We start from the raw sequence: 10229 nt of genomic DNA on the forward strand, positions 1-10229 counted from the left end.
CGAGGCAGCAGGTGCCCCGGCCTATGTGGTCCACTTAAGCACCGCCCGGGGCCTAAGCCACTGCCTGGCCGCCCGAGATCGGGGCCAGCAGGTCCTCATCGAAACCTGTCCCCAGTATCTGGCCCTGGATGACAGCTGTTATACTGACGACTTCGAATCCGCTAAATACGTCTTTGCCCCTCCAGCGCGGAAGAAGGTGGACCAGGCCGCCCTGTGGCAGGCCATTACCGAGGATGTAGTGGATACGGTGGGCAGCGATCATTGCAGCTTCAATATGGTGGGGGGAAAGGATGCCGGTATGGCGGATTTCAGCCAAATTCCCAACGGGATGCCTGGCGTGGAAACCCGCCCCCTGCTCATGTACACCTTGGGGGTGGCCACTGGCCGGATGACCTCGGGGCAAATGGCGGCTCTTCTGTCCGAAAATCCCGCCCGTATCTTTGGGATGTACCCCCGAAAGGGCGTCATCGCCCCGGGAAGCGATGCGGATGTGGTTATCTGGGATCCCGAAGCCCGGGGAACCATCCATTACGCCGATCTCTACATGAACGTGGACTATAACCCCTACGAAGGCATGGCCACCGTCGGCCGAGCCAACACCGTCCTGCTTCGGGGCCAGGTCGTTGTAGAAAATGGTGTGGTTACCCAAGAGGACTGCGGGCGGTATATCCCCCGGGATGCCTGTGTGACTGAGCATGTCGGCAATTAAGAAACAATATAAAAAAGAGTGGTCGATTGTTGACCGCTCTGTGCTTATGTTTTTATTTACTCGATAAACTGGGGTTTTATTCACTTGCCAATTTATCAAGTGTTTCTCCTGTTGCTCTGTAAACTGTCCAATCTTTCATAGGTTCAGCACCCAAAGATAAATAGAAATCAATACTCGGTTTATTCCAATCTAAACACCACCATTCCAATCGCCCACAACCTCTTTCTACCGCAATGCGAGCAAGTTCTTTCAATACCGCTTTTCCATATCCTTTTCCACGACATTCTGGTTTTACATACAAATCTTCGAGATATACCCCTGAGCGCCCTAAAAATGTTGAAAAATTGTGAAAAAATAATGCAAACCCTATTTCTTCTTCATTCTCTATTGCAAATATGACTTCTGCTTTTTTGTGTTTAAATATCCATTCCTGCAAAAGTTCTTCTGTTGCAACTACTTCATCTAGCATATGTTCATAAGACGCAAGCTCTTTTATAAAATATAAAATTTTTGGTACATCGCTCTCTGTCGCATATCTAAAAGTTAATTCACACATATTTTCTTTTCCTCCATAAATTCAAATTCATCGATACCTACTCATCCGCACAGTGCTTCTATTTTATCCGCGGCCACTTTTGATCCACCGCAGCGGTGGAAGCCTTCTGAAATTTTTTCTGCTGCCTGTCGATAGGAGCTGGTTTCCAACACTTCAAGAATACCGGGTTTTATGTTCTCCGGCGAGTCATCCTCCAGATAAGCGCCAGTGCCCAGCTCCTTTACCCGGTGTGCAAGCTCTGTCGTCTGTGGAAACAGGAGGAGGGTTAGACCGTAATACAGCGCCTCGTTGGTGCTGTTCATACCGCAATGGGTCAGAAAGACATCGGCCTTTTGCAGCACATCGATTTGCTTCACACTCTGGGCTACCGTGAAATGATCCGGGATGACACCAAGGGATTCCAGTGTATTCTCCCCACCGACGGACATAATGACAGCATACTCACTTTGGGCAAATGCGCGAATGCAGTTGCAGTAAAAGTCAGGTCTGGTATTCACCACTGTCACCACTGTTCCAAGGGAGATATATCTTTTTGCGCTCCGACTTTTCAGGCTTACATGCAGTCTCTCGTATTAATGGTCCATCGAAGGTATACTTGTCTGAAAATGTTTCGGAATAGCAAAGAGTATTTTGAACACTTGGGAAGCACTTTGATTTATGACCTTTGCGGAATACCGATTAAAGGCAAAGGTTGTCGTGGAGGACATAGAAGGGTACACTTAGCTTGAAAGCCGCAAGCTTTCCCCACACTGCCATGGAATCAGCTACGATACAGTCCGGCTTCCAACACGTCATTTCGCCGATCAACCCATCGTCCATGGCAAGGGTCATGTTCACAAGCAGTTCTGTAGAAATCCGCTCCGCGTCCTCTGGCTTCAAATCCATCTGAGGGTCATACTGGTCACAGGATATGAATTCTGAACCGGTTGCTTCAATTCTTTCTTTCATCATAGCGTAGGAATAGTATCGAACGTCATTGCCACGCTGCACCAGTTCCTTTACAACTTCCAACGTTGGGTTGGTATGTCCATACGCTGGGATACAAAAAATGCGATTTTCATTTTGATTTCCCCTTCCTGACCTCAGATGATGCCCATAAGTCGTCTGCCAAATCCCCTATTAATCTACCTCTATCCTATCACAAATCTGTCCAAAATCCATAAGAACGCATCACAAAAATACGTTGCGCTTGCGTCGTATTCTGCAACGTGTTTATTTGCGTTGCAAAATAAGGGGTGATGGGCTACACTAAGGGACGAGAAAGTATAATGGAGGAATGAATATGAGCAAAGTTAACGTAAGGAGTACCGCCATGGGAAAAAAGACCCAACAGTCAAAGGAAGTCTATAACAAAATGGCGCGGGGCTACGACACATCCCCAGAGGGTGAGTATACCAAAGCTCATAAGGCAGTCCTCATTCAAAATGTCGAATTAGAGGATGGAGACCGTATTTTAGATGTGGCCTGTGGCAATGGAACCTTGCTTGCGGCATTGGCTGAAAAGGCCGATGTAGAGGCCTTTGGCATTGATATATCTAAAAATATGATTGTAGCAGCAAAGCAGCGATATCCCGAGGGAACCTTTCGGGTACAGCCCAGCGTCCCCCTGGATTTTAAAACAGAGAGCCTCGATGCCATAACGGTATCCTGCGCCTTTCATCACTTTGAAGACCCCTGGGAATTTGCGGCAGAATGTATGCGGGCCCTAAAAAAGGGCGGAGCGGTCTATCTGGCGGAGCCATCCTTTAAGCCCATGGTGCGGTGGATTGCCAATCGAATGGTTTTTCCCTGGACCCATACCGGTGACGTCCGGGTCTACAGTCCTAAGGAACTCAGCACTTTCTTTGAAAAAGCCGGTTTTACCGAAATCCGGACGAAGACGTGGGAAACCGTTCTATTTTTGGAAGCACGGAAATAAAGGATTGATAGACACAAACCCAAAACATGGGGGTCAGACCGCAACAAAACGCCTCATTCCTCCATTTACCTTGAAATTCTGCGTAAAGAATTTCAGTAGAATCGAGGAAAGCGAAAATGAAAGTACAAAAATTGGAGGTCCATCATGTCCAGAGCAATGCGGCGGTTTAAGCAGGCCCTTTCCCAGGGAGAATGCAAGGAAATTCTAGGGGCGGAGCCCCGGGGGGTCCTGTCGGTTATCGGGGATGATGGCTATCCCTACGGTGTCCCCATGAATTTTTATTACGACGAGGCGGAGAACCGGATCTACTTCCACTGTGCCAAGGTCGGCCATAAGCTGGATGCCATTAAAAGCTGCAGCAAGGTCTGCTTTACCACCTGGGACAAAGGATTGAAAGAGGCAGATGATTGGGCTTGGCATGTACGAAGTGTCATTGTCATGGGCCAGGCCGCCCTGGTAGAGGATTCGGCGGTTATTGAGGAAAAGGTTCGGCAGCTGGCCTTAAAATACTATCCAACCCCGGAAGAGGTCGAGATGGAAATCACCCGGGATATCCACCGAATGGGATTCATTGCCCTGGATATCAGGCAGATGACCGGAAAGCGTGTGAAGGAGAAGTAAAAATGAAGCAGGGGGAACCCCATTGGGGAGAACGAGGGACCCCCATACCCGTCAGGTTAGTTCATCCCGGAGGGCATCGATGATGTTCTCTTTTTTTATTTTACGGGTGGCGTAAACCATGGTGATGAGCACAATGGCAAAGACACCGAGAATACTAATGGTCAGGCTGGCCCAGGGGAACACAAAGGCGATACCATCTAATTGTTCCTGGGCTAAAAGGCCCTTGTGGATCAGCCAGGCCAGCAATCCTGCAATGGGGATACTAAACAAAAGCGTGCGCAGGCCATAAAAGAAGCACTCAAAGGTCATCATTCGGTTAAAACCACCCTCAGACATCCCCATGGAGCGCAGCATTGCCAGCTCTTGTCGACGCAGCCGGATATTGGTGGAGATGGTATTAAACACATTGGCCACAGCGATGAGGGAAATCATGATGATGAAAACCCCGGTGAAGACATCCACCACAAAGGTGACATTACGGAAGAGATCCACAATGGTGGATAAATTGACTAGGGTGTAGTCTGTGGTCAGTCCGGTTTCGGTAATCATCGACTGGATTTGGGTCATGGACTCCGCTGGCCGTTCAGACCAAAGGGTCAGGCCATATCGGGCCGGCACACCCAATGTGTCCAAGGGCGCCTTCAGCTGCCAGGGTAACACCATCATAAAGGTATAGGTCGGTCCAGCCTGTGAGGTATCCCGGGCCAGGGGGTCCAGGGGATAGGAATCCACAACGGTGGCCCCCAGGGTCTGCTGGGTATCCCCAGCGGCAGAGGCTAGGGTGAAGGTTATGGTACTGCCTGTAAAATAGGTGCGATGCTCTTGGCTATTCATGGCGAGGACCAGTCCCTTTGCGCCAGGGCCGGTATATTCTGAGAGCGGAAGTCCCTGGCTCTTAATAAAGTCGGTATAAATATCATCGGCAATAAACTGGACTTCCATGGGAAAGGACAAGGCTTCTCCAGTGCTGGGGTCCCCCACTGCAGCCCGATAGGTGTTTACAAAATTGGCAGGTAAATCGGTGGTCATGGCCGGGTAGGTGGCATCGGCCTGCAGGGCACTTCGATAAACCCCCGGGGCGGTTTTAAGGGAGTTGCTCAGATTGAGGAAGGCAGCCTCCCCCATATCCCCGGTGGAGAAAATAATATCCCCATCCATTGCCATGGTGTACGTCTTGGCGAGCTGTTTCAGGGTAGTGCCAAAGGCGCTTCCGGCCACAAAAAGTACGACGCTCAAGGTCAGGGAGAGTACCACGCTGCGATAGCGTTTTTGATTGCGTTTAAAATTCTTCAGGGCCAGGGTTCCCTCCAGGCCCAGAAGATGCTCGGTGAAGGGATGGGTTTTAATGGCGGAGGGGTCGATTTTAATGGCCTGGGTTTGGCGGATGCAGTCCATCACCGGAACGTGGGCAGCCCGTCTGGCGGGAAGATAGGCTGAAATTAAAATGGTCATCAGGCTGACAGCCGCTGCCCCTCCAAGGGCTGGAGCGGATATCCACAGGGTCAAGGGCGTGCTGCTGGTGGTGATGATACTGAAATTTTGGGATACCACCGGGAGCAGGAGGGCAATGCTGCCGATTCCCGTCAGGATGCCCAGGGGGATGCCGATGCCCCCGATACACAGCCCCTCAAAAATGACGGAATAGCGCAGCTGTTTCTCGGTGGCACCCGCCGATAGCAGGATACCGAATTGATGGGTCCGTTCATTTAAGGCAATACTAAAGGCGTTATAAATCAGAAAAATGGAGCCCACCATGATAATGGCAATGAGGATTCCCCCGGTGGTGTACAGCAGGGTATTAAAGAGTCCATTGTCGGAAAGCCCCATAAACCGCAGGACATCCTCATTGAGGAGATATGGCGTTCCATGGAACTCACTGAGATAGGCATGAAGATCCCGGGGATTTTTTAGAGTGACGTAGAGGGTTGCCGGGGTAGTCGTGCTGGCAGAATCGGCCTGGGTAATCACCGTGTAGCCTGGGGCAGAATGTTCTTCGAATCCTGGCCGTTCGTAGGTCCCCACAACAGTATAGATTTTTTCTTCCCGGGGGACAAGGGTCTCCCCATCGGTATAAGGGGTGTGCTGGCTAAGGGAGTGTCCTCCGGCACTTCGAGTGCCCAGGGTGAGGGTCAGGGTTTCCCCTGGGGAAAGCTTAACCCCGCTCTTAAGGGCCAGATGGGAGGGGATGAGAATCTCGGTACTGTTTTCAGGCAGACGGCCAGAGATCAGGCTAATGGGCAGGGTCTCCTGGGTTTTCTCTCCAAAGCCAGCGATAAAGAGATAGGGTTTTTCTGGCGTTTTAACATCGTCGAGGCGGGCATAGCCCATATCCTCAAAGGCAGCGATACTGGATACCGCCTGATCCTCGGCCTGGGCCTGGATAAAGGCTGTGTCAGCATCAAAGAAGGCGACTTGCCAGTCCCCACATTTTGCCATGGAGCCCTGGATTAAAAAATGAAGAAGTGAGGTGCCGAAGGTGGCCACAGCGGTCATCATGGCCGCCGATAGAATCACGCCGATAATGGTGACCAGGGTTTGGGTTCGGTTTTTCTTAAGCCCCTGGAGGGCAATATGGTTAAAAATTCTCATGGATGTTTCACCCGACCTTCATCCCGGACCACCCGGCCATCGGAGATGGTAATAATCCGGTCGGCCTGGAGGGCGATGTTTTCATCATGGGTAACGATGATGAGGGTCTGATGGTAACGCTTGTGACTTTCCTTGAGGAGGCGGATGATTTCCTGTCCGTTTTGACTGTCCAGACTGCCCGTGGGCTCGTCGGCCAGCATAACCGCCGGGGCATTCATCAGAGCCCGGCCAATGGCTACCCGCTGCTGCTGGCCTCCGGAAAGCTGATTGGGCAAATGGTTTTTTCGGTCAGTGAGCCCCAGAAGAGTCAATAGGTCGCAAAGGCGTTTTGCATTGACGGGGCGTTTATCCATCAGGATGGGCAGGGTGATGTTTTCCACCACCGTCAGAGTGGGAATCAAATTGTGGAATTGGTAAATCAGCCCCACCTGTCGCCTGCGGAAAATAGCCAGGGCCTCGTTATTGGCAGCGTAGACATCCTGTCCATTGAGGAGGATTCTGCCGCTGCTGGGAGGATCCACCCCGGCGATAGCGTGGAGCAGGGTGGATTTTCCGGAGCCCGAGGACCCGATGATCGCGGTGAATTCTCCCTTTTCAAGGGTGAGGGAAATATGGTCCAGGGCAGTGACTTGGTTTTCTTTGGGGCCGTAGACCTTACAGAGATTTTCAATTTCTAAAAATGCCATATTTGATGGTCTCCTTTATAGGTTACCCCCATTATAACGGAGTTGACTGACACCCCGGTGACACTCCGGTGAGAGATTCGTCACTTAAGGGGGCTGGTTTCGGAAAATGGAGAATAAAAAGGGCACCTCCCCGGGGATGGTTTTTGGCAATAATGCGTCCACCCTGACGGGTGATGATGCTGTAGCACAAGGCCAGGCCAATGCCGTAGCCTGTAGCACTGGCGGCTTCCCCTTGATAAAAGCGATCAAATAAATGGGGGATTTCCTCGGGTTTAAAACCAGGGCCACTGTCATGAATGGTGATGCGGGTGAATAATGGCGTATCCTCACCGATAATGGTCAGGGTGCCGTGGTCACCAGCGCTGGTGATGCCATTTTTAAGGAGATTCTCCAGGGCCTCAGACAACCAGGCAGCATCCCCTTGGAGCTGGGCTCCCTGGGGAATATGGAGCTTTAGAGTAATGTCGTGAAGTTCCATGGGAATACGAAGGGGCTGAAGGGCGGTGTGGATGAGGTCTGAGAGGTCCGTGGGCTGATTTTGGAAGGGAACGATGCCGGCCTCTAACCGGGAGAGCTTCAGGAGGCTCGTAATCAGAAAGTCCATTTGGGCAAAAAGGGCTTCGCTTTCCCGGAGGAGCGCCCGTCGCCTTGGGGCCTCGGGGTCTTGCTTTAGAAGGGATAGAATAAGGGTGGCAGAGGTGAGGGGCGTACGGAGCTGATGGGCGATATCCGCCAGGGATTCGGCCAAATGGGACTTCTCTTTTTGGAGGGCATCGTTTTGCTCATGAATGCGCTGGGTCATTTTGGCGATTTCGCATTTCAGGATGGATAGCTCTCCCTCTTCCATTTCAGTTAGCACTAGGGGGTCATCGTAATGGAGGACCCCGTCAATCTGGTCGGCTAACTCCGCCAGACGGCGGTATCGGGTATGGGTAAAGCATCCAAAGGCCACCCCTAAAGCGATGGCAAAGATAAGGATTAAAAGGCCAGCCAGGGGGGTAAGTGCAAAGCCTGCTCCCAGTGCCCCGGCAGTGATGGCTGCAAAGACCAGGGTGAGGCGTCGAATTTCTTTATTTCGAAGCATGGCCATTCCCCAGTCGATATCCCATGCCCCGAACAGTGACGATGATTTGCGGTTCACTGGGGTTGGCCTCAATCTTTTCCCGGAGCCGCTTAATATAGACGGTGAGGGTATTATCGTTGACAAATTCCCCGGCGGCATCCCACACTTCGTCTAAGAGTCGGTCCCGGGTAATGATACTGGTGGGGGCATTGATAAAGACCAGTAACAGGCGGTATTCCAGGGCCGAAAGGAAAACCTCCTGGCCATCCCGCTGGACGACACCCTTTGCTGTGTCCACTTGAAGGTTACGGATTTTAAAGGCTCCGGGGGTCTGCCCACTTTTGCGCAGGGCTGCCCGGATTCGGGCCATGAGCTCCCGGGGGCGAAAGGGCTTAGTGATATAGTCATCGGCACCCATGTTCAGTCCAGTAACTACGCTGGCCTCATCATCGGAGGCCGTCAGAAAAATTACAGGGACATCTCGTGCGGCCTTAATGGCGGTGTAAAGGGCAAAGCCAGAGCCGTCGGGCAGAGAAATATCCACCAGGGCTAAATCAAATGACCTTTTCTCTACGAATAGTACCGCCTCTTTTCGAGTGGCGGCGTGGATGACGGAAAAGCCTTCGGTACCTAGGAGCACGGTTAAATGCTTGGCAATTTCCTGATCATCTTCAACTAAAAATATCTCGTTCATTACGTTTAGCGTCCTTTCGCTTTTTTCAAACAAGATTTTAATCCGATTTAGCCGTGAGACTACTGGCAATCATACCCCCGATTATAATGGCCAGACCCAGAAAGCCCGTGGGGGACGGCAGGGGATCCCCCAGCCACAGGACACCTCCTAAAAGGGTGAACACCACCTCCCCGGATTGGGTGGCCTCGATCACCGCCAGCTGGCGGTGATTGTCCTTCACTAAATCCGTGGCCTTGAAAAAGAGCAGGGTGGCGACGATGCCGGAAAACAGGGCCACGATAAAGGACTGGAATTGTTGGCTGGCCGAAGGCAGCCCGGCGGCCACTGCGGCATAGCCCCCGGCCAAAAGCCAGAAGGGCATACTGCACAGGGTCATTCCGAAAACCCGGCCCAGGGTAGTGAGGTGCTCCGCGGTGGAGATTACCATCATCTTTCGGTTCCCCAGGGGATAGGCAAAAGCGGCCAGGACAATGCAAACCAGGGCCAGGAGTACGTCGGACAGGCTGGTGGTGGCCAGGTGCTCCCATTGCAGGAGAAAAACCCCCAGGAGGATGACCCCCGAGCAAGCCAGCTGTATTCCCGGGATGCGCTTACCGAAAAGGGGTGTCAGCAGTACCCCACAGACAATGGTGAGCTGCCAGCTGGCCGCCACAAACCAGGAGGCCCCGTAGACCGACGCCAGGGTGAGGGGCAGATAAAAGAGCCCAAAGCCCACGGTGCTCCACAAAAGCCAGGACCCTGGCTTTTTTTTAATGGCCGCCCACACGGGGGAGAGGCCACCCTGTTTCCAGAGAATTAAAAAAAGAATGGGCAGGGTGTAGACGTAGCGTAGGACGGCGCTCCACAGCCAGTATCCCCCGGCCAGGTTCATACTGCGATTAAAAACAAAGGTAAAGGCGAAAAAAAGGGAACCTGCGATTCCATAAATGAGTGCTTTGCGAATGAGATTATTCCTCCTGTTGATATAATATTTTATTTTACCATAAAATGGACCCTAAGCCGATAAAAGCATTTGGCTTTGGGTCCATTTCAGTTATAAAAAATTATTGTTTTTTGTTGAAGCTAACACTTCCCCAGCCGTGCCAGCATGGTCTTTTTAACCGCCCGAAGCACATTTTCATAGCCGGTACACCGACAGAGATGTCCCGAGAGGAGTTTACGCAGCTGATCATCGGTGTATTCGATGCCGCTATCTAAAATCTCCAGGGAGGTGAGTAAAAAGCCGGGGGTACAGAAGCCGCATTGGACGGCGGCCTCATCGATAAAGGCCTGCTGGATATCGGTTAGCTCACCATTGGGGCCAAGGAGACCCTCCACGGTGGTAATCCGCTTGCCATCGGCCCAGATGGCCAGATAGATACAGGAATTATAAGTGACCCCGTCGATGAGGACG

General features: G+C 51.8%; 12 protein-coding genes. 3 read left to right on the plus strand and 9 right to left on the minus strand.

Translation table 11 applies throughout. The features are described 5' to 3' along the window. A partial coding sequence (locus tag VB081_RS09230) for an amidohydrolase family protein (protein ID WP_323400529.1) occupies positions 1-709 on the plus strand: 709 nt, incomplete at its 5' end. A 76-nt stretch (positions 710-785) separates the two neighbouring features. On the opposite strand, the gene VB081_RS09235 is transcribed toward VB081_RS09230, so the two are convergent. The 3 genes from VB081_RS09235 to VB081_RS09245 all read right to left on the minus strand — a co-directional run bounded on the left by VB081_RS09235 (position 786) and on the right by VB081_RS09245 (position 2276). Continuing rightward, on the minus strand, positions 786-1265 hold the full coding sequence (locus tag VB081_RS09235) for a GNAT family N-acetyltransferase (protein WP_323400530.1): 480 nt from the start codon (positions 1263-1265) through the stop codon (positions 786-788). Positions 1266-1306: 41 nt separating this feature from the next. Beyond that, positions 1307-1762, minus strand: a complete 456-nt coding sequence (locus VB081_RS09240; protein WP_323400531.1) for a nucleotide disphospho-sugar-binding domain-containing protein — start codon at positions 1760-1762, stop codon at positions 1307-1309. A 181-nt stretch (positions 1763-1943) separates the two neighbouring features. After that, complete coding sequence (locus VB081_RS09245; RefSeq protein ID WP_323400532.1) at positions 1944-2276, minus strand: hypothetical protein; 333 nt, start codon at positions 2274-2276, stop codon at positions 1944-1946. A gap of 271 nt (positions 2277-2547) precedes the next feature. On the opposite strand from VB081_RS09245, the gene VB081_RS09250 reads away from it, so the two are divergent. Together VB081_RS09250 and VB081_RS09255 are read left to right on the plus strand one after the other, a co-directional pair. Further along, the gene (locus VB081_RS09250) at positions 2548-3183 is read left to right on the plus strand and encodes a class I SAM-dependent methyltransferase (RefSeq protein WP_323400533.1); all 636 of its coding nucleotides are present in this window, start codon (positions 2548-2550) and stop codon (positions 3181-3183) included. A gap of 144 nt (positions 3184-3327) precedes the next feature. Then, a complete protein-coding gene (locus VB081_RS09255; RefSeq protein WP_323400534.1) occupies positions 3328-3804 on the plus strand; it encodes a pyridoxamine 5'-phosphate oxidase family protein in 477 nt (158 codons plus the stop codon). Between the two features lie 51 nt (positions 3805-3855). On the opposite strand, the gene VB081_RS09260 is transcribed toward VB081_RS09255, so the two are convergent. The 6 genes from VB081_RS09260 to VB081_RS09285 form a co-directional block, all read right to left on the minus strand. Further along, positions 3856-6393, minus strand: coding sequence for an ABC transporter permease (locus VB081_RS09260; protein ID WP_323400535.1), 2538 nt, complete (start codon positions 6391-6393; stop codon positions 3856-3858). Continuing rightward, positions 6390-7079, minus strand: coding sequence for an ABC transporter ATP-binding protein (locus tag VB081_RS09265; RefSeq protein WP_323400536.1), 690 nt, complete (start codon positions 7077-7079; stop codon positions 6390-6392). Before VB081_RS09265 ends, VB081_RS09260 begins: the two co-directional genes overlap by 4 nt. 31 nt (positions 7080-7110) lie before the next feature. Beyond that, a complete protein-coding gene (locus tag VB081_RS09270; RefSeq protein WP_323400539.1) occupies positions 7111-8163 on the minus strand; it encodes a HAMP domain-containing sensor histidine kinase in 1053 nt (350 codons plus the stop codon). Further along, positions 8150-8836: a response regulator transcription factor gene (locus VB081_RS09275; RefSeq protein ID WP_323400537.1), complete on the minus strand. Its 687-nt coding sequence runs from the start codon at positions 8834-8836 to the stop codon at positions 8150-8152. The genes VB081_RS09270 and VB081_RS09275 overlap by 14 nt, the downstream gene beginning before the upstream one ends. A gap of 37 nt (positions 8837-8873) precedes the next feature. Next, entirely contained in the window at positions 8874-9779 is a 906-nt protein-coding gene (locus tag VB081_RS09280; protein WP_323400540.1) for a multidrug resistance efflux transporter family protein, read from the minus strand. Positions 9780-9898: 119 nt separating this feature from the next. Beyond that, positions 9899-10229 (minus strand): (2Fe-2S)-binding protein (locus VB081_RS09285; protein WP_323400538.1); only part of this gene is annotated, 331 nt, incomplete at its 5' end.

This window comes from Christensenella sp. (assembly GCF_034927525.1).
Lineage (GTDB): Bacteria > Bacillota > Clostridia > Christensenellales > Christensenellaceae > Christensenella.

Coding starts and splice junctions, on each gene's coding strand:
- VB081_RS09255 (WP_323400534.1), top strand. CDS start 3,328: ATGTCCAGAGCAATGCGGCGGTTTAAGCAGGCCCTTTCCCAGGGAGAA.
- VB081_RS09250 (WP_323400533.1), top strand. CDS start 2,548: ATGAGCAAAGTTAACGTAAGGAGTACCGCCATGGGAAAAAAGACCCAA.
- VB081_RS09235 (WP_323400530.1), bottom strand. CDS start 1,265: ATGTGTGAATTAACTTTTAGATATGCGACAGAGAGCGATGTACCAAAA.
- VB081_RS09275 (WP_323400537.1), bottom strand. CDS start 8,836: ATGAACGAGATATTTTTAGTTGAAGATGATCAGGAAATTGCCAAGCAT.
- VB081_RS09265 (WP_323400536.1), bottom strand. CDS start 7,079: ATGGCATTTTTAGAAATTGAAAATCTCTGTAAGGTCTACGGCCCCAAA.
- VB081_RS09260 (WP_323400535.1), bottom strand. CDS start 6,393: ATGAGAATTTTTAACCATATTGCCCTCCAGGGGCTTAAGAAAAACCGA.
- VB081_RS09270 (WP_323400539.1), bottom strand. CDS start 8,163: ATGCTTCGAAATAAAGAAATTCGACGCCTCACCCTGGTCTTTGCAGCC.